Origin of the sequence: Dactylosporangium sp. NPDC000244 (assembly GCF_040300725.1) — a bacterium.
In the GTDB taxonomy this organism is placed as follows: Bacteria; Actinomycetota; Actinomycetes; order Mycobacteriales; family Micromonosporaceae; genus Dactylosporangium.
The window spans coordinates 1-17,296 of the sequence record NZ_JBEPEH010000066.1 but is presented as its reverse complement, the minus strand read 5'-3'; the positions used below and the strand labels follow the sequence as shown (position 1 = coordinate 17,296).

The following is a 17,296-nucleotide window of genomic DNA, read 5'->3' as shown; positions in this document are numbered from 1 at the left end:
CGGCCCGCGCGCGACCATGGCCCGCGCCGATCACGCCGAGACGCCGATGGCCCGCAGCCGCGACCCGGCGCCGCAAACGTGCTGGTGGTATCTCACCCGCAAGCCCTGTCGGCTGGCGGTTTCTGAAGGCGGCTCGTGTCGATCGAACGCCGAACGAACATCACTCCTGGTAAGGCTACCCTCATGCGTTCGGCCCGACAATGACGGCGACGCGACCGGTGAAGTCCGGGCACGCTTTGAGGACCGCACGAATCAGCGTACTGTTACGTGCAGGATGCGGTCTGCATCCCCGCGCCCGTCAGCCTTCGTGTCGGGCGCCTCTTCCGCCGCCCGGACCTCGCGGTGACGACCAGTGAGCCCGGCGCTTTTAGCAGAGGCGCCGTCCCTGCCGATTGCTGCGGCTGTCCCCTGATGGGGCGTGGACCATGACTATGCTCGCCGTGCCGACCCCGATCACCGAACCACCTCCGGATACCGAACGCACACCGCGGCCCGCGCCAATCCCTTCCGGGCCGCCGGCAACCGGCTTCGATGCTCCTGCCCTCAGCAGGCTGCACCTGCGCAGGGATACTCCGTTCCCGACGGAACACCTACTTCGCGCACGCGGACGCCTGCCGCTGGATCACCCTGACCGTGATGTCCTGCGGACCCGAGCCGTCGAGGACAACCTCGCGCTGGCCAACCGGCTCGCGCGGCGTTATGCCGGTCGTGGGGAACACTACGACGACCTGCGACAGGTCGCCGCGCTGGCGCTGGTCAAGGCCGTCGACGGCTACGACCCGAACCGGACCACCCCGTTCGTCAGCTACGCCGCTCCGACCATTGTCGGCGCACTCAAACGGCACTTCCGGGACACCGCCTGGGCCATGCGCGTGCCCCGGGCTGCCCAGGAAATCCTCCTCGAGATACCGGCCGCCACCGAGCAGCTCACGCAGCTGCGTGGCCGTTCACCGACGTCGGTCGAGCTCGCAGACCACCTCCACGTCACCATCGCCCTCCTGCGGGCGGCGGTCAGCGCAGGTCAGGCGTACCGGCTGCCGTCGCTCAACGAGTCCGTCACCGGCCACGACAGCGCCGAGCTCATCGACCTCGCCGGCGCCGTCGATCCCCACTACGGCACCATCGACGACCACCTCACGCTCGGGCCGCTCGTCGCCGCGTTGCCGTCTCGGCAACGGCGCATCCTCACCATGCGGTTCTCCGATGAGATGACCCAGGTCCGCATCGGTGCCGAGCTCGGCATCTCACAGATGCACGTCTCCCGCCTGCTGCGCGAAGCCATAGTCCAGCTCCGGGCCGGTTTCCTCGCCGAGACCGACGCATCACCGGTGGAAGGGCCACCGTATGCACACCGTTGACGTACAGCCTGCCCGAGATTCGCCGGCTGGACCGGCGGCACCCGAAGGGGCGGCACCGGCATCCCTGGCATAGCCATCCCCGGCCGGGCCCCCGGACCACTGGGCCCGGCCGCGACTTCGCCACCACGGCGACCTGGCCGTCAGCGCCACACGACAAGGCGGCGGCGTTCGCCATCCTCCACGGCCGGCCGGCCGTTCCAGCCCAGCCCACGAACCATTCGTGTGAAGTCGGCGGGCGTGCTGGAGGGTGGAGAGCAGGGCGAGCGTGGACTCCGCGCCCTGGTTGGCGTTGTGCCCGTCGGCGGTGAGTCCGTCGTAGCCGCCGCCGGTGTCCGGATCGCGAAGGCTGACGCCGGTGTCGTTTTTCCCGATGAACCAGTCCACCGCCGAGACGAGCCCGGCCTCCCACCGCTCGTCCCCAGTGGTGTCGAGGGCACGCACGCACGCCTCGGCGATCGTGGCCGCTTCGATCGGCTGCTGGTCGAAGCCCGGCTTCCGGTCGCCCGGCTGCCCGCCGCCGACCGGCGTGCAGGACAGATGCCCGTGGTACGTCTCCTCGTCCAGCAGCCAGCGCAGCATGTTCAGCCCGTCGGTCAGCACGGCTGGGCGCCCGAGATGGTGCCCGGCCGCGATCACGGCGTCCGCGAGCAGCGCGTTGGCGTACGTCAGCCGGGGCTCGGGCCACGGCCGGCCAGGGTCGTCGTGGGCCGGGCCGATGGTCGTCGCCGCGTCGCTGAGCAGCCAGTGCGCGCCGGAGTGGTCCGGGCGCACCGACAGGATCTCGGCGGCGCCGAGCGCGGCGTAGGCCATCGACCGCGGCCAGCGCGACCGGCACCGCGCGGCGAGCTCGAAACATGTCAGGGCGCTCTGCCGTGCGGAGCTCAGTGGGCTGCGCACGGCGGCGGTTCCGGCGGCCCACACCGCTCGGCCCCACCAGTCGCCGGTGCCGGGCTCGTCCAGCCAGTGCCGGTCGTATCCGAGCCGGTTGTGGAACGTCCCGTCGGGCGACTGCGCGTGGACGGGGAACGCGAGGTACACCTCCGCCTGCCGCAGCAGCGCCTCCGGCGGGTCCGGCTCCCGGCAGAGCACCACGAGGCCGCGCGCCACGTCGTCGACGCAGTAGCCGTGCCGCCGGAGAGGCACAGCGTGGTCGGCGTGCTCCAACAATCCGGTGTCGGCGCTGAGCCGCAGCAGGTGCTCGTATGAGGGCTCCGGGTACCGCGCCGTCACAGCGGCACCGGTGCCCGGCTCAGCAGCGTGACCGCGAGGGTGCGATACCGCTCGGCGACGACGATCCAGCGGCTGTTCTGGGAGATGCGTGTGGCCTGGTGGTGCATGCCGCCGACCAGGTCGGGTTCGGTGAGGACTCGTTTGAGGGCGGTGCCGATCGCCTGTGCGTCGTGGTGTGGTACGAGTAGGCCGGCGCCGTCGCTGAGGACTTCTACGGCGTGTGGGAAGGTGGTGGCGATGACGGGTTTGTGCGCGGCCAGTGCCTCGACGAGCACGCCCGAGGTGGCTGAGCCGAGGCGACGACTCGATCTCGCAGGTGACGCGAGACGATTCACGGCGGACGCCACACGTCGTGTACCGCCCGGCACCCGTGACGTTGCGTCAGAGGCAAGGCGGCCCGCGTGGGGTATCTCAGCGATGTCAACCTAACGCGTCGTACTCAAAGTGCTGATCGGCCGGGCGGGCGGCACGATCGAGATCAGCAACGCTAGGTTCTACGACGCTGTGCTGCCCGACAGCGGCCAGGTCGAACGCTTCCGCGTCGAGGAACTGGGCGACGCCCTGCGCCTGACAGTGATGCCCCGGCCGGACCAACATTGATGCGCATCCGTCCCTGGCCGCCGGCGATCAGGGTTCGATGACGAAGACCTCGGTCAGGCCGGTGATCTCAAGCATTCGCCGGAGGTCGGGTGCCGGTGCGTGGAGGATGAGCCGTCTGTTGTAGCGCTGGCCGGCTTTGTGGATGCGGACGAGGGCGGCGAGGCCGGCTGAGTCGCAGAAGCCGAGGTCGGTGAGATCGAGCACGATGGTGGCGACGGTATTGGTGGCGGTGGCGTCCGTGGTGGCGGCGAGCAGGTTGTGGCAAGTGGTGAGGTCGAGGTCGCCGTGGGCGGTGATGGTGACCATGTCGTCGTTGGTGGCGACTTCAAGGGTCGGCGCTGCTGTCATCCGGGCCGCTTGATGGTCGCCGGCGCCGCCTGCGGCGGGTGCGGGGTGCGCCGGTGGACGTGCTGATGGGTGGCGGTGGGCGGTGTCATGCGGGGAGGCGGACGGTGTCGGGCCGGAAACTGGTTGATCTGTCGGATGACGGCGGTAAGTCGTCGTAGGTCATGTCAGGGTCTCCTTCAGCCGTACCGTTCGTGGCCCGCGGAGTGTCGCCGGCGAAGGAGAAGCCGCTCGTTGCCGGCCGCCGCCGTAACGGACACCGTCACCGTACCCGCTGCGCGTGGCCCCAGCGACCGACTCCACGGCTCTGGCCGCGCCGCAATAGCTGCTCTCGGGTCCGCGTCAACCTCGCCATCGACGACCTGCCGCCCGCGGTCGAGCCGTTCAGAACGAGCCGGTGCGCGTCTCGCTGTAGGGAGCGAGCCGTGCGCCGACCACGTGCCGGAAGTTCAGCAGGAGCGTGGAGGTCTGTTCGTCGCCGAACCGCGAGACCGTCAGCGCGTGGACGGACTCTTCCGCCATCCACGCGGTGAGCTGCTCGATGGAGAGTTCGGTGCCGTGCACACGCAGCACGAGTTCCTTGTCGCGGCCGACGGTGAGCAGGTACAGCAGGCAGGTCGGATGCTCGACGGTCATGGCGTGTGTCCCATCGACGGGTTGCGACAACGTCCATCGTCCACAATGGACAATGACCACTGCGGTGCCGGCTCGAGCCGCCGATGGGCGGCACGCGCCCAAACCTACACCTCCGGCGCGGAGCCTGGCACGGCGCGAGGCGGTCGACAATGGACCGGCCCTGCTGCCGGCCCTGCTCGAACACCGGCCGGATGTCGCGGTCATCGACGTCCGCCCGCCGCCGACCGTCACCGACGAGGGGCTGCAGGCGGCGATCGCGGCCCGCACCCGCATCCCCGGCCCGCCGACGCTGATGCTCTCCCAACACGTGGAGCCGCTCTGCGCGCGCGAGCTGTTCGCCACCCGCGCGGCGGAGTCGGCTACCTGCTCGAGGACGGCGCGTCGCACATCGGCGGGTTCGTCGACGCCGTCCGGCGCGTTGCCGCTGGCGGCAGGCGACTGCGCCGAGTCGACGCTGTGGGTGACCGGATCGGTCAGGTAGCGCCGGACGAGCACGTCGACGCCGGCGTTGAGTGTTGCCGAGAACAGCGACCGCTGGCCGGACGGCGGGTCAGATCGAGCAGCCGCCGTACCGCAGGAAGAAGGCCCAGGCCGGCCATATGATCGGCCTCGTCAAGGACGGTGATCTCCATCGCGCCCAAGCACGCGCCCGGACGCCACGTGGTCGGCGAGGCGGCCCGGGCAGGTCACAAGGACGCCCACGCCGGCCGCAGGTCGGCGATCTGAGCGGCCGCCCGACCCCGCCGAAGACGGCCAGCGTCCGCAGCGACAGCGCCCTGGCCAGTGGTGCCATCGAGGCCTCGATCTGCGCGGCGAGCTCGCGGGTGGGCGCCAGGATCAGCGCCCGCGGCCGCCCGGGCCGTCTCGGCGGGCTGCGGGCAGCCCGCCGGGTCAGCACCGCCAGCACGAACGCGTATAAGTCTTGCCCGACCCCGTCCGGCCTCGGACGAGCACGTCACGCCCGGCGAGCGTGTCCGGCAGCGTCGCCGCCTGGATCGGTAACGGCTCGGTGATCCCAGCGGCAGCGAGGACCGGTCAAAAGCCCGCCAGGGCTGCAGGCTGCCCAGGTCCGTGACGGCGAGTTGAGCGACGTCGCTGAACCGGCGGTTGTTGCCGCGGGCGTAGGCACGCAGCCGGGTGAATGCGGTGTCGACGGTGAGCGGACACGATGCTCATGACGGCCTCCCGACCTTCCCGAGTCTGGTGTTCACGAAGAGCCCTCCGCGCTGTGCTGGTCCAGGCGCAGGCGACGGGTCACGATGTCCGTGGTCGCGTCGTACGATGGATGGCCCGTCGCATAGGGCCTCGGCGAGCGGGACACCGAGTTGGACCATCGCCATGCCCAGGGCTTGGAACGGCCCAGCGGTACGGTCGAATGCTTCGTCGAGGCCGTCCGTCCCGTCGGCGGTGCGTTCCTGGCCGTCGAGCAGGACCGTCACGGGCCGATCCGCGAATGTGAACTCCTGACCGAGTTCCGCCCGGGACAGCGCCCCAGGGCGATCGCGGAACACATCCAGGACCCGAGCGGAGCCGCGCCGACCTGCGACGGGAACGCGAACACCGCCCGCACCCCGGCATGGCCGCACCTTCCTCCGCAGGCGCTGCCATGGGCCGGGGCAGCCGGACGCCGGACCGGCGTCCCATTCGTCCGAGCGTACTCGGCGACACCGGACCAGAGCCAAATCACCCGTAGGCGGGGGTTCCCTGGCCACAGCCATGGAATGGCACAGATCCTCATCGGAAAGCGCGTTACCCACTTCCCATCCGGGGTAATGAGACTGAGGGTCAAGTCGCTCAGGACCCCGGCGACGGCTCGGTTCGTTGTAGATCGTGTCCGTGGGAGTCCGTATGCGCAGTGCTGCTGGCCGCCGTATCCCAGAGGCGGTCGTGCCTCAGGGAACCGCCTATTCCGAACTGTCCCGCCGCATCAAGCAAGCCGGCCTGCTCGACCGGCGTCCCGGTGACTACACGGGCCGGATCGCCGCCACCATCGTGGCATGCGCCGCTGGCGTGGCCGGTTTCCTGCTCGTCGGCGATTCGTGGTGGCAGACGGCAGTCGCCGTCTACTTCGCGGTAATCTCCACGCAGTTGGGTTTCCTCGGCCACGATGCGGGGCACCGGCAGATCTTCCGGTCCGGCCGCGCCAACTACATCCTCGGCGTGGTCCTGGCGAACATCGGCGTCGGGTTCAGCTACGGCTGGTGGGTCGACAAACACAACCGCCACCACGCCCACCCCAACGACGAGGAGCGCGACCCCGACGTCGGCGCGGGCGTCCTGGTGTTCACCACTGGACAGGCCGGAGCGAGCGGACCCGTCGGCCACTTCTTCCACCGTTACCAGGCATGGGGATTCTTCCCGCTACTACTGCTGGAAGCGCTGAACCTGAGGGTCGCCAGCGTGCGATACCTTCTCAAGAACCGCACCCGGTCCCGGCTCCGTGAAGGACTCATGATGGGGCTGCACGTCGGGGTCTACCTGGCCGGCGTGTTCCTGGTCCTGCCGCCGGTGAAGGCGCTCGTGTTCATCGCGATCCATCAGGGCCTGTTCGGGCTGTACCTGGGCTGCTCCTTCGCCCCGAACCACAAGGGCATGCCGCAGCTCGACGCGCGCGACAGCGCCGACTACCTGCGCCGGCAGGTCCTGACCTCCCGCAACGTGCGCGCCCACTGGCTCACCGACCTCGCGCTGGGCGGGCTGAACTATCAGATCGAACACCACTTGTTCCCCTCGATGCCCCGAGGAAATCTGCGCGACGCACAACGCATCATCCGGGAATTCTGCGGCGCTCACGGAGTCTCGTACCTCGAAACCGGACTGATCGCCTCCTACATTCAGGCACTCCGGCACCTCGACACCGTGGGACGTTCACCCGCGACTCCCGCCGAAGCCTGACCGGCGGGTATACCATTCGCAGTCCAACTTTATCTGCTCTGGACCTCGGCAGCCATGACTATCCTCTTGCCGAGGTGGTTGCGATGGGGGAAGAATCCGTCCGGCCGTGTGTCGTAGTTGATCGGCCGCACAGCCCGCGGTCGGTCGAGATCTCGTTGTTCGGCGCCATAGACGTGGCCATCGAAAATGAACTTGATAACGTGCTCGATCATGTGAGCAATGCCCTGCCGTCGAGCATCGCGATCAACGTAGCGAATGTAACATTCGCGTGCTCGACGCTGGCGAATTTCATCGTTCGCCTCCGTAACATCGCTCCTGCCGCCCTTGTGGTGCTTTCGGGCTGTACACCGATGATTCATCGGATTTTGTGTCTCACCGGTGTGGACGACCTCGTCACACCCCACGACCACGCCGGGTTTCAAGCAATCGCCAACAGCACGGGCGCCGGACGATCGCTTGGGCCCTGCGACATACCCATTGATCACCGTGCCGTCAAGCCGGTCCGCCCAGGGCGCTTCCAGGACGTATTCAAGAGCTGATCGAGCTCAGCGCGGGACGGGACTCCCACCGCCGATCCGCGTCTGGGCCACCTGCCCGACATCGAGGATCTGGAACACTTCTTCCGGCTCGAAATCGAGCACTGCTTCCGGATCTACGTCGACCTCGATCCGGGCGTGAGGATCGACGTCGAGCGCCGGACCTTGACTGACCGGGCCGAGGCCGAAACGGAGATCGGACCGGCGCGGCGCCGCGCCCGTTCCTCGACGCCTACCGGGTGAGCGCCGTCCGCGTGCCTTTTGCATGCCGGGCGCTCGTGCCAGGTCAAGCCGCAGCCATCATCCGGCCGGGACGGACAGCACGGCGAGGATGGCCGGAGCCTGCAACCGATTGGCCGGATCCGCCGCCTTGTCCATGGCGGCCCGTGCGGTGGCGGCCTTGACGCCGGGCGGTACGACCAGCAGGTTGATCTGATTCCCGGGCTCGGTGATCGCGATCAGCAGACCCGGCTCAGTCGTGCTGAACCAGCGGACCGGAACCGGGCCGGAGTTGACCGCGGTGGACTCCAGGCCGGTCCGCCAGACCCGGCTGTTGAGGATCAGTCGGCGGATCGGTCCGTAGTGCTCGGTGAGCGCAGCGACCAGACCCGGCAGCTCGGCAGCGGGCTCCCACGAACGTGGCCACCAGCCGCCGTTGAGGGTGGCGTTGGGCATCCGGCCCCCCGCCAGCGTGAGGCGGGCCTGGACGGGCGATTCAGGGGTTTGAGCGCCGGCAAGCATGGCTGGCCTTTCTGTCGGTGTGTGTCCAAGTGGGGGAGTGGCCGTCGAATGCCGCTGGATGCCGCCGGGCGGCGTGCTCACCGGTGTCGGGCGAAGCGCCACCGGTTATGGAAGATGGACGTATGTCCACACTACGTCCGGCCGCGGGTTGCGTCTGGTCACGCCGGGCGGCGTGACCGCGGAGTCTCCAGGCAGGCACCGGCCAAGCGCTTATGTCCGCGTTTTCTCGCGCTCATCGGTGGGTATCAGTATGTGGGCCGTCTGGACGCCGCGGCACACGATCAGTCTCTCCGCTCGGCTGTCGCGGCTGCGTCAACGGCGCGGCGGGCTGCCGACGATCGCCCCGCCACCCCGCCGGGCAGCAACGCTCGGGCGATGCGCACAGTGCATGGCCGGGCGTGACCCCTGACTCCCACAGAAGAGAGCTGCCGCCGTGAGCTGGCTGAGGCATACCCGTGACCGGGTGCAGCTGCGCCTGATCGCCACACGTCGCGGCACCCCGCCGCCGTTCATCGGCGGGGAGCCCGCCGATCGGACCGCACCGGCGCTGGTCGTCGAGGCGGCGCCCACCGTCGATGACGGCATCCCGCGGAGCGTCCGCGTTGCCAGCGCCTGGTCGTGGCGGGTGATTCTGTTCGTGGTCGCCGCCTACCTGCTGCTGCGGCTGCTCGGTGTGCTCAGCGTCGTGGTGATCCCGGTGGCGGTGGCGCTGCTCCTGGCGGCACTGCTCGAACCGGCCGCGGCCGCGCTGCGCAGCCGCGGCGTCAACCGCTCCCTCGCCGCCGGGACGGTGCTGGTCACCGGTCTGCTCGTGGTCGGTGGTGGCCTCACCCTGATCGTGCAGACGTTCATCAGCCAGTTCGACGCCCTGGCCGCCCAGGTCGGTCAGGGCGTCGACCAGGTGCAGACCTGGCTCGGCCAGGGCCCGTTGCACCTGTCCGACGCCCAGCTCAGCAGTGCAGTCGACAAGCTGCGGCAGACCGTCACCGCGCACCAGGGCGCGTTGACGTCCGGCGCGCTGAACACCGCGACGACTCTCACCGAGCTCCTCGCCGGCTTCTTCGTCGTGTTGTTCACCCTGTTCTTCTTCCTGCGCGACGGCGGTCAGATCTGGCAATTCCTGTGCCGTCTGCTGCCCCGGCCGGCCCGGGTGCCGGTCGCGCGCGCCGGTCACTACTCGTGGCACACCCTGGTCTCCTACGTCCGCGCGACGGTCCTGGTGGCGTTCGTCGATGCGGTCGGCATCGGTATCGGCTTGGCGATCCTGCGGGTCCCGCTGGCGCTGCCGCTGGCGGCCCTGGTGTTCCTGGGCGCGTTCATCCCGGTCGTCGGCGCCACCCTGTCCGGGGGTATCGCCGTGCTCGTCGCGCTCGTCACCCACGGCCCGGTGACCGCGCTCATCGTGCTGGGGATTGTGGTCGCCGTCCAACAGTTGGAAGGCCACGTCCTGCAGCCGCTCATCATGGGCAGGGCGGTCGCCCTGCATCCGCTCGCGGTCATCCTGGCCATCGCCACCGGCGTCGTCACCGCCGGCCTCGTCGGCGGCCTCGTCGCCGTGCCGCTGCTGGCCGTCGGCAATACCGCCGTGCGCTATCTCGCCGACCAGCCCGCCGGGGAGCCGACCCCGGACGGGGAACCTCCTGGCAGTGAACCGACCGACCCCGACGAGGCCGCGGCGCAGCACGCAGCCGCGGTCGAGGAGGCGGCCCCCGACGCGCCACCCGCCGAGGCCACTTCGGTAGAGCCGCATCCCGGTCGTGCCGACGTCGGAGCCGGCGCCGTCGTTTCAGGCACCTGGACCCACCTGGACCGCGGATTACACCCCGGGCAAACCCGACGGTCCTGCTAGTGTGGGGCGGCGCCCATCAAACGATTCCACCGCAACCCGTCATCGAGCAGTCGCGAGCATCGCTGGATGCTCCGCAGCTCCTCTCGGCGGCCGCGGTCAGCACCACGAGGGCACGCCCGAGCACCCACTCCAGCCGCGCCGGGATTCCGACCTCGGCTGCGGCCTTCAGGCACAGCGCGTCCCGTCGGCGGCACCGCCTGGCGCCCGCCCAAGACGATCGATCACCCTTCGGAGCGGACATGCGTGCAGCACACCCAGAGACTCGGCGGCGAATGAACGTCGACCACGACGCGGCCCGCCCGAGCCAGGCCGAGGCCGCCGACGACGGGCTCGACGCGCTCACGAGCTCGTACGCCAAGGGCCGGGCCGACAACGCCGACGTTGACGACATGGCCGGGCCGGTCTCGGCATCCGATCTCGAATCCATCGACGAAGAGATGTCCGTCCCCGTCGTGCCCATGCGGGGTGACGAGTTCAGGTGCGGACGATGCTTCCTGATCCACCACCGCAGCCGGCTCGCCGACGATCACCGCGTTCAGGTCTGCCGCGACTGCGCCTGAACGGCACGGCGGTCAGACGCGGAGCGGCACGTGCGGGGCGCGCAGCGCGGTATCGCGCTGTAATCCTCGGCGCTCTCGCTCCGGCAATGTGTCGCGCTCAACCGCAGGTCGTTGCCTCATGCGACAGGCGCGACCTGCCTGTCGGGGGCCAGGTCGCGGCGGGCGTTTGAGTCGGTGCCATCGCCGCGACGAGGGTGCAAAACACGCACGACGTCATGCGCGACCCGATGGTGGACCACAATGTCCAGAGCGCCACCTGGCCGTGCGATGGCGCCCGGATCTCGTCACGCGAACGACGCCTGGCTCGCTCACCCCGTCACCGGCGCCTTCGTCTCTCCCGGCGACCGCGCCGCAGCCGTCGGCGTGCCGCGCTCACTTTCGGACTGGGCCTGTCCCTTGCCGGTCGGCGAACCAGTAGCGAGCCGGTCCGCGGCGAGGTGGTGGAGGCGGCTGATCGGCGACTCATGGGCGGTCGGTGAGCTACTCCGCGGCGTTCGCCCGGTAGCCGTCGGCGGCGCGGGCGCGTACGGTAACTGTGTCACCCCGGTCCCCGGTGGCTGAGTCCTGCTGAGATCGCGGCTCACCGACCACCTTGGGGTTCACACGACCGGGTTTCTGCATTCGTTGTTGGTGGCCTGTCCGGCCGCTCCCCGGGCTGCGGTGGCGCCGTCGTGACCACGCCTGTCCGCATCGATGCTTTATTCGGAGGGGGAAGGTGGTATCCCGGACGGCACGCTGCCCGGGATACCACCACCACTCACGGCGCTGCAGCGCGGAGGCCGAGAGACGGTGTCATCGCGGCGACCAGCAGCAACCCACCGCCCAGCAGATCTCCGACGCTCGTGCCGACCAACTGGCCCTCGCGAAGGTGGAGCTGGTCGAGAAGGGTAACCGGGCCCGGGCTCGGCGGCGGGCTGGGCGGGGCAGGGACGATGCTGGCCTGGTTCGGGGTCGGGCTGCTGCTCATCCTGCTTGTGGCTGCGCTGAACCTGGTCTGGCCGCTGTGGCTCGCGGGTACTGGTGAGGCGGTCGACGACGCCAAGCAGCGCCTCGGCGCCGCGGCGGAGTGGACACGCCGGACGGTGAGCGATACGGCGCCGTCGACAGTGGCGGACAAGAGTCGTACCGCGATGGGCCTCATGGCGGACAGGATCGGCGCCGCGGTGACGTCGACGCGCGAGACCGTCCGGCGCGCCGGCCTGCCGGCCGAGGCGCGCCGCCCGCTGTTTTGTGGCAGTGATTGCGGTCATCCCCGCTGCGGCGGGGCGTGGTCGTGCCTGGGGCCATGCTTCACCGCGACGCGCGCCGCCTGCCGCGGACCCACAGGATCCAGCGCGATAGCCCATGAGCTACCAGTAGTGCCGCCGGCCGGCGACCGGCTTTCCAACTGAGCCCAGGATAAACAGCACCGCCCCGACCACGAGCAGGACCGCGCCGATAATCGTCAGGATCGGGAGGTGCAAGAACAAGCCGAGTAACAGCAGGATGACGCCGAGTATGAACATTTGAGCTCCCAGAACGAATTTCGACTAGGAGCCGGACTACCCTCGCGCGCTTGCGATAACCGTTGCGACCGCGGCGGTCCGTACCGGTGCCGCATGGTTCGGCTCCCCGAACGCCGCAACCCGGGCGCCGACCCTGGCGTTACCCGTACACCGGCCGGCGAGGGCACACTACCGGTTCGCGCACCAGTAGCACACAGCCCAAGCACGACGGGCCACCGGCCGATAATCACGCGTTCACCGCGAAGGCGACCTGCGTTACGGCACCGGCGTGTTCGCATGGCCAAGGGCTGTGTACGCACACTGCGGCTGGCTGTTCAACCGCGAGGTCACCAACAAGCCCGCGTCTCCGCCGGGCCAGACTGCGGCACCGACGTCGTGCAGCGTGCGGACGAGTGTGTCTGCGTGTAGCCGGCATTTGGTGTTTACCTCCGCACACGCGGGAAGGTGCAGGAGGTGCACATCGGCGCCATGCGGTCCGTCGTGGCGAACCTGGCGTCCGCGGCCCCTATACCTCCTCGGCCGGGCATGAGCTGGTTCGGGCCTTGGCGCGTACACCGACGGATCTGGTCCGCATACCCGCAACAGTGAAGGCACCGCGGGACCATGGATGCCGTTGTGGTGTGCGGGATGCGGCGTCCCTGCCGATCGTTCTGTCCAACAGTCGAGGTGGACGTTGGTACAGGGGCAGCCGCCGGACCAAGCGATCATCCACCATCTGTTGGAGGGCTGATGAGCTACGAACGGGACGCATACGGAGCCGGTGAAGGGCGGAGCGACGAGCCCATGCCGGCCCGGCGTGACACAGGTCGCGCCCGTGACCGCGATCCGCGCTTCGATGGTGCAGAGCCGGACGACGGTGCCCGCTCGGTGCCCGCGGACCGGCACACGGTCCTCGACAGCGAGCAGCGCTACGGCGGGATCAAATGGGGTTCGGCATTCTTCGGCTGGCTCACCGCCATCGGCACCGCCGTCATCCTCACTGCGTTGCTCGCCGCCGTCGGCGCCGCTGTTGGCGTGGCCACCGGCACCAACGCCACGAACGCCGCCGGCAGGGCTGGCCAGCAGACAACCACGATCGGTATCGTCGGGGGTATCGCGCTGCTGGTGGTCCTGTTGGTCGCCTACTTCTGCGGCGGCTACGTCGCCGGCCGGATGGCGCGCTTCAACGGTATCAAGCAGGGCATCGCCGTCTGGGTGTGGTCGATCGCGATCGCCGTGATCGTTGCCGTCATCGGGGCGCTGCTGGGCAGTAAGTACGACATCCTCAGCAAACTCAACGGCTTTCCCCGGATCCCGATCAACGAGGGCGACCTGACGACCGGCGGCATCATCGCCCTGGTCGTGGCCATCGTCGCGGCTCTGGTCGGCGCAATGCTCGGTGGCGTGGCCGGCATGCGATTCCACCGCAACGTCGACAAGGCCGGTCTCGATCGTTGAGGACGGGTTACCCGGCCGCTGGAGGGAACAACGCCGACCCGCGCCTATGGGGCGCGGGTCGCTCGGTGGCCGGTCCGGGTCCGTAACGGGGTGCCATGGGTACTGCCGTCCCGCTGGCTGATTTCCGGCCCGGCAGGGCGAGGCGGGCTGTGGTCTTGCAGACGCCGGCGGTCAGGTGGGCGAGGGAGCCGGTGCTGTACCGGAAGCCGAACCGTTCGCAGAGGGCGCGGACTTCGGGGGTGATCTCGGCGTACCGGTTGCTCGGCCAACTGGGCGTCATCCGGTCTCTCAGCCGTGGGGCGAGGTTAGGTGCCGGTCGTGGTAGGGCAGGTGACAGTCCACGTGAAGGGGGTGCACGGGTTGGCTCTTGGGTCCGAAGCCAAGACCGAGGCCACGGTGGAGGCGGTCAGGGGGGAAAGCCGGCTCAGCGTTCGCGACCGCCTGCTCGGGGCCGCCGCGTGGTTGACCACGCCGCTCCTGCCGGACGACTATCTTGAGTTGCTCAATCCGCTGTGGTCGTCCCGGGAGGTGCGTGGGCGGGTCGAGGCGGTTGTGCCGGAGACTGCGGACGCGGCCAGCCTGGTGATCCGTCCCGGGCGTGGCTGGGGGCGGCACCGGGCCGGGCAGTTCGTCCGGGTCGGTGTGGACATCGGAGGGGTGCGGCATGCGCGCAGCTACTCGGTGTCCTCGCCGCCGGAGCGGGCCGACGGGTGTATCACGATCACGGTGAAGGCGGCCCCGGGCGGGCTGGTCTCACCCTACCTGGCGCGTCGGACGGCGCCGGGAACCATCGTCCACCTCACGCCGGCACAGGGTGAGTTCGTACTGCCGGAGCCTTTGCCGGCCCGGCTGCTGTTCCTGACGGCCGGCAGCGGGATCACGCCGGTGGCGGCGATGCTGCGCAGCCTGGCCGCGCAGGGCGAGATGCCGGACGCGGTGCTGGTGCACTCGGCGCCGACCGCGCAGGACGTCATCTTCGGCGCGGAGCTGCGCGCCCTGGCCGCCCGGTTTCCGCGTCTGCGGTTGCACGAGCGGTACACCCGTGACGGCGGCCGGCTGACGATGGCGCAACTGCGCGGGATCTGCCGGGACTGGCGCCTGCGCGACGTCTGGGCCTGCGGCCCGGCCGGTCTGCTCGAGCGGGCCGAGCGGCACTGGCGACGCGCCGGGCTCGGCGACCGGCTGCACGTGGAGCGATTCCGGCCCGACATGACGTCGGGCGGCTGCGGGGGCCGGGTCACGTTCACCGTCAGCCGGCGGCACGCCGACGCCGACGGCGCCACTTCGCTGCTGGTCGCCGGTGAGAACGTCGGTGTGCTGATGCCCAGCGGCTGCCGCATGGGCATCTGCTACACCTGCGTGGCCCTGCTGCGGGCCGGCCGGATACGTGACCTGCGCACCGGTCGGGAGCACGGCGACGAAGGAGAGCTGATTCAAACCTGTGTGTCGGCGGCCGCAGGCCCCGTCGAGATCGACCTGTAGCGACCAGTTGGGAGAGCTCTCAGATGACAGGTACCGCACCCGCGTCAGCCGGCCCCGCTGCCCATCTGTCCGAAGGCGACATCAAGGAGATCGGCCGCGAACTGGACCAGATCCGCGACAAGGTGATCGCTGACCTCGGCGACGACGACGCCCGATACATCCGCCAGGTCATCACGCTCCAGCGGGGCCTGGAAGTCGGCGGCCGGGCACTGCTGATGGCCTCGCTGTTGCCGCCGGCCTGGCTGGCCGGCACCACGTGTCTGACCGTCGCGAAGATCCTGGAGAACATGGAGATCGGCCACAACGTCCTGCACGGGCAGTGGGACTGGATGCGAGACCCTCAGATCCACTCCAGCACCTGGGAATGGGACTTCGCGTCGCCGGCCGACATGTGGAAGCACTCGCACAACTTCGTGCACCACACCTACACCAACATCCTCGGCAAGGACCGCGATATCGGCTACGCATTCCTACGAGTCAGCCCCGATCAGCCGTGGCACCCGGTCGACCTGGCCCAACCCGTCTCCAACGCGATCCTGGCGGCCGGCTTCGAATGGGGCATCGCCATCTACGACGTCGAGCTCGAACGGGCCTGGCGCGGCGAGAAGAGCTGGGCCGAGGCGCTGTCCCAGCTCGGCAGCGTCCTGCGAAAGGCCACCCGCCAGGTCGTCAAAGACTACGTCGCGTTCCCGCTGCTCGCGGGTCCGGCCTTCCTGCCCACCCTGCTCGGCAACCTCACCGCGAACGTCACCCGCAATGTCTGGTCGCACGCGGTCATCTTCTGCGGCCACTTCCCGGACGGCTCGGAGGTCTTCACCGAAGACCAACTCGAGGACGAAAGCCGCGGCGAGTGGTACATCCGCCAACTGCTTGGTTCGTCCAACATCGACGGCGGCCCACTGCTGCACATCATGACCGGCAACCTCAGCCATCAGATCGAACACCATCTGTTTCCAGATCTGCCCAGCAATCGGTACACCGAGATCGCTCCCAAGGTCCGTGACCTGTGCCAGCGCTACGGGCTGCGGTACAACACCGGCTCTTTGGTTCGTCAGACCGCTAACGTCTGGAAGAACATTTTCCGTCTGGCGCTGCCTGGGCCGAAACCGCGCCCGGCGGATACCCCGCCGATCTCGGCGACCGCCTGATCAGCCGGGACACAGCCACGCTCCATTTTGTGAACTCCGGTGACCGCGGCGGAGTTGGCCTCTGCCTACCGACCGCCGAGAGCGCCGACCGCGGCACCGCGGAGGCATCGTTCTTCTGCTCATCATGGCCCAATCTTTCGATCGGCGGCCCGGGCGGGACTGTACAAATAACGGCGGATCTGCTGATCAAGGGAGAGACGCCAGCTGACGACGGAGACCACCGTCGAGCAGGAGTCGGCTGCCGTGTCGGCGTCGACGGCCACCGCGACATCCTCGGCATCTGGGCCGGTGACGGTGGTGAAGGCGCCAAGCACTGGCTGCACGTCCTCACCGAGCTCAAGAACCGCGGTGTGGCGGACGTGCTCATGCTCGTGTGTGACGGGTTGAAGGGCCTGCCGGACGCGGTCGCGACCGTGTGGCCGTGAACCATCGTGCAGACATGCGTGGTCCACCTCCTGCGCAACTCGTTCCGGTACGCGGCCCGGCAGGACTGGGACAAGATCGCCAAGGCGCTCAAGCCCGTCTACACCGCGGCGACCGAGGACGCCGGGACCGAGCGGTTCATGGAGTTCGCCGAGGCGTGGGGCAAGAAGTACCCGGCGATCGTGAAGCTGTGGTCGGACGCGTGGGCTGAGTTCGTGCCGTTCCTGGCCTTCGACGTGGAGATCCGCAAGGTTATCTGCAGCACCAACGGGATCGAGAGCGTCAACGCGCGTATCCGCAAGGCGGTGCGGGCTCGTGGGCACTTCCCCAATGAGCAGGCCGCGCTCAAGTGCGTGTACATGGCGTTGATGAGTCTGGACCCCACTGGGCCCGGCCGCCGGCGATGGACCATGCGCTGGAAAGCACCGCTCAGGTGCTGCAGCGACTGCAGGCCACGCAGGTGCTGGACTGGTCGAGGGCGGTGATCGACTCGATCCAGGTACGCGCTGAAAAGGGGGCGATCTGACCGGGCCGAGCCCGGTCGATCGTGG

18 protein-coding genes and 2 pseudogenes are annotated in these 17,296 nt (G+C 69.2%); 13 read left to right on the top strand and 7 right to left on the bottom strand.

All coding sequences use genetic code 11. From position 1 onward, the window contains the following. Positions 1 to 425: 425 nt before the first annotated feature. Entirely contained in the window at positions 426 to 1,358 is a 933-nt protein-coding gene (locus tag ABT369_RS54035) for a sigma-70 family RNA polymerase sigma factor (RefSeq protein WP_350625875.1), read from the top strand. Here the strand turns inward: ABT369_RS54035 and ABT369_RS54030 are convergent. Further along, complete coding sequence (locus ABT369_RS54030) at positions 1,323 to 2,588, bottom strand: glycosyltransferase (protein ID WP_350625873.1); 1,266 nt, start codon at positions 2,586 to 2,588, stop codon at positions 1,323 to 1,325. The two genes, ABT369_RS54035 and ABT369_RS54030, sit on opposite strands and share 36 nt — an antisense overlap. Then, positions 2,585 to 2,923, bottom strand: a complete 339-nt coding sequence (locus ABT369_RS54025; protein ID WP_502891947.1) for a glycosyltransferase — start codon at positions 2,921 to 2,923, stop codon at positions 2,585 to 2,587. Before ABT369_RS54025 ends, ABT369_RS54030 begins: the two co-directional genes overlap by 4 nt. 109 nt (positions 2,924 to 3,032) lie before the next feature. Between ABT369_RS54025 and ABT369_RS54020 the strand changes: the two genes are divergently transcribed. Continuing rightward, entirely contained in the window at positions 3,033 to 3,188 is a 156-nt protein-coding gene (locus ABT369_RS54020; protein ID WP_350625869.1) for a hypothetical protein, read from the top strand. Positions 3,189 to 3,215: 27 nt separating this feature from the next. Here the strand turns inward: ABT369_RS54020 and ABT369_RS54015 are convergent, their stop codons facing one another. Both ABT369_RS54015 and ABT369_RS54010 read right to left on the bottom strand, forming a co-directional pair. Further along, on the bottom strand, positions 3,216 to 3,536 hold the full coding sequence (locus ABT369_RS54015; protein ID WP_350625867.1) for an STAS domain-containing protein: 321 nt from the start codon (positions 3,534 to 3,536) through the stop codon (positions 3,216 to 3,218). 381 nt (positions 3,537 to 3,917) lie between these two features. After that, entirely contained in the window at positions 3,918 to 4,169 is a 252-nt protein-coding gene (locus ABT369_RS54010; RefSeq protein WP_260729069.1) for a hypothetical protein, read from the bottom strand. 139 nt (positions 4,170 to 4,308) lie between these two features. Here ABT369_RS54010 and ABT369_RS58105 point away from each other — a divergent pair. Then, positions 4,309 to 4,601, top strand: a pseudogene (locus ABT369_RS58105) (response regulator); the annotation flags it as partial. A 459-nt stretch (positions 4,602 to 5,060) separates the two neighbouring features. On the opposite strand, the gene ABT369_RS58100 reads toward ABT369_RS58105, so the two are convergent. Next, positions 5,061 to 5,150, bottom strand: a complete 90-nt coding sequence (locus ABT369_RS58100) for a hypothetical protein (protein ID WP_502891949.1) — start codon at positions 5,148 to 5,150, stop codon at positions 5,061 to 5,063. An 867-nt stretch (positions 5,151 to 6,017) separates the two neighbouring features. On the opposite strand from ABT369_RS58100, the gene ABT369_RS54000 reads away from it, so the two are divergent. The 3 genes from ABT369_RS54000 (at position 6,018) to ABT369_RS53990 (ending at position 7,843) form a co-directional block, all read left to right on the top strand. Further along, complete coding sequence (locus ABT369_RS54000; protein WP_350625864.1) at positions 6,018 to 7,064, top strand: fatty acid desaturase family protein; 1,047 nt, start codon at positions 6,018 to 6,020, stop codon at positions 7,062 to 7,064. An 83-nt stretch (positions 7,065 to 7,147) separates the two neighbouring features. Further along, a complete protein-coding gene (locus ABT369_RS53995; protein ID WP_350625861.1) occupies positions 7,148 to 7,603 on the top strand; it encodes an STAS domain-containing protein in 456 nt (151 codons plus the stop codon). Positions 7,604 to 7,645: 42 nt separating this feature from the next. Then, complete coding sequence (locus tag ABT369_RS53990) at positions 7,646 to 7,843, top strand: hypothetical protein (protein ID WP_350625936.1); 198 nt, start codon at positions 7,646 to 7,648, stop codon at positions 7,841 to 7,843. A 57-nt stretch (positions 7,844 to 7,900) separates the two neighbouring features. On the opposite strand, the gene ABT369_RS53985 is transcribed toward ABT369_RS53990, so the two are convergent. Further along, positions 7,901 to 8,341, bottom strand: coding sequence for a DUF5994 family protein (locus ABT369_RS53985; protein WP_350625934.1), 441 nt, complete (start codon positions 8,339 to 8,341; stop codon positions 7,901 to 7,903). A gap of 433 nt (positions 8,342 to 8,774) precedes the next feature. Here ABT369_RS53985 and ABT369_RS53980 point away from each other — a divergent pair, with 433 nt between their 5' ends. The 3 genes from ABT369_RS53980 (at position 8,775) to ABT369_RS53970 (ending at position 12,141) form a co-directional block, all read left to right on the top strand. Continuing rightward, the gene (locus tag ABT369_RS53980; protein ID WP_350625858.1) at positions 8,775 to 10,190 is read left to right on the top strand and encodes an AI-2E family transporter; all 1,416 of its coding nucleotides are present in this window, start codon (positions 8,775 to 8,777) and stop codon (positions 10,188 to 10,190) included. 272 nt (positions 10,191 to 10,462) lie between these two features. Beyond that, positions 10,463 to 10,750, top strand: coding sequence for a DUF4193 family protein (locus ABT369_RS53975; protein WP_350625853.1), 288 nt, complete (start codon positions 10,463 to 10,465; stop codon positions 10,748 to 10,750). 932 nt (positions 10,751 to 11,682) lie between these two features. Continuing rightward, positions 11,683 to 12,141, top strand: a complete 459-nt coding sequence (locus ABT369_RS53970) for a hypothetical protein (protein WP_350625850.1) — start codon at positions 11,683 to 11,685, stop codon at positions 12,139 to 12,141. Here the strand turns inward: ABT369_RS53970 and ABT369_RS53965 are convergent. Next, a complete protein-coding gene (locus ABT369_RS53965; RefSeq protein WP_350625848.1) occupies positions 12,100 to 12,255 on the bottom strand; it encodes a DUF6131 family protein in 156 nt (51 codons plus the stop codon). The genes ABT369_RS53970 and ABT369_RS53965 overlap by 42 nt on opposite strands. Before the next feature lie 729 nt (positions 12,256 to 12,984). Here ABT369_RS53965 and ABT369_RS53960 point away from each other — a divergent pair. The 4 genes and pseudogenes from ABT369_RS53960 to ABT369_RS53945 form a co-directional block, all read left to right on the top strand. Beyond that, complete coding sequence (locus ABT369_RS53960; RefSeq protein ID WP_350625846.1) at positions 12,985 to 13,692, top strand: hypothetical protein; 708 nt, start codon at positions 12,985 to 12,987, stop codon at positions 13,690 to 13,692. A 396-nt stretch (positions 13,693 to 14,088) separates the two neighbouring features. Continuing rightward, complete coding sequence (locus tag ABT369_RS53955) at positions 14,089 to 15,174, top strand: ferredoxin reductase (protein ID WP_350625932.1); 1,086 nt, start codon at positions 14,089 to 14,091, stop codon at positions 15,172 to 15,174. 23 nt (positions 15,175 to 15,197) lie between these two features. Next, positions 15,198 to 16,322: a fatty acid desaturase family protein gene (locus ABT369_RS53950; RefSeq protein ID WP_350625844.1), complete on the top strand. Its 1,125-nt coding sequence runs from the start codon at positions 15,198 to 15,200 to the stop codon at positions 16,320 to 16,322. A gap of 209 nt (positions 16,323 to 16,531) precedes the next feature. Continuing rightward, positions 16,532 to 17,230: pseudogene (locus ABT369_RS53945) on the top strand (IS256 family transposase); the annotation flags it as partial. Between the last annotated feature and the right edge of the window lie 66 nt (positions 17,231 to 17,296).

What these genes read in the sequence shown, in the direction of transcription:
- ABT369_RS54035 (WP_350625875.1), top strand. Translation starts at nt 426, where the DNA reads ATGACTATGCTCGCCGTGCCGACCCCGATCACCGAACCACCTCCGGAT.
- ABT369_RS54015 (WP_350625867.1), bottom strand. Translation starts at nt 3,536, where the DNA reads ATGACAGCAGCGCCGACCCTTGAAGTCGCCACCAACGACGACATGGTC.
- ABT369_RS54010 (WP_260729069.1), bottom strand. Translation starts at nt 4,169, where the DNA reads ATGACCGTCGAGCATCCGACCTGCCTGCTGTACCTGCTCACCGTCGGC.
- ABT369_RS54000 (WP_350625864.1), top strand. Translation starts at nt 6,018, where the DNA reads ATGCGCAGTGCTGCTGGCCGCCGTATCCCAGAGGCGGTCGTGCCTCAG.
- ABT369_RS53995 (WP_350625861.1), top strand. Translation starts at nt 7,148, where the DNA reads ATGGGGGAAGAATCCGTCCGGCCGTGTGTCGTAGTTGATCGGCCGCAC.
- ABT369_RS53985 (WP_350625934.1), bottom strand. Translation starts at nt 8,341, where the DNA reads ATGCTTGCCGGCGCTCAAACCCCTGAATCGCCCGTCCAGGCCCGCCTC.
- ABT369_RS53975 (WP_350625853.1), top strand. Translation starts at nt 10,463, where the DNA reads ATGAACGTCGACCACGACGCGGCCCGCCCGAGCCAGGCCGAGGCCGCC.
- ABT369_RS53970 (WP_350625850.1), top strand. Translation starts at nt 11,683, where the DNA reads ATGCTGGCCTGGTTCGGGGTCGGGCTGCTGCTCATCCTGCTTGTGGCT.
- ABT369_RS53965 (WP_350625848.1), bottom strand. Translation starts at nt 12,255, where the DNA reads ATGTTCATACTCGGCGTCATCCTGCTGTTACTCGGCTTGTTCTTGCAC.
- ABT369_RS53960 (WP_350625846.1), top strand. Translation starts at nt 12,985, where the DNA reads ATGAGCTACGAACGGGACGCATACGGAGCCGGTGAAGGGCGGAGCGAC.
- ABT369_RS53950 (WP_350625844.1), top strand. Translation starts at nt 15,198, where the DNA reads ATGACAGGTACCGCACCCGCGTCAGCCGGCCCCGCTGCCCATCTGTCC.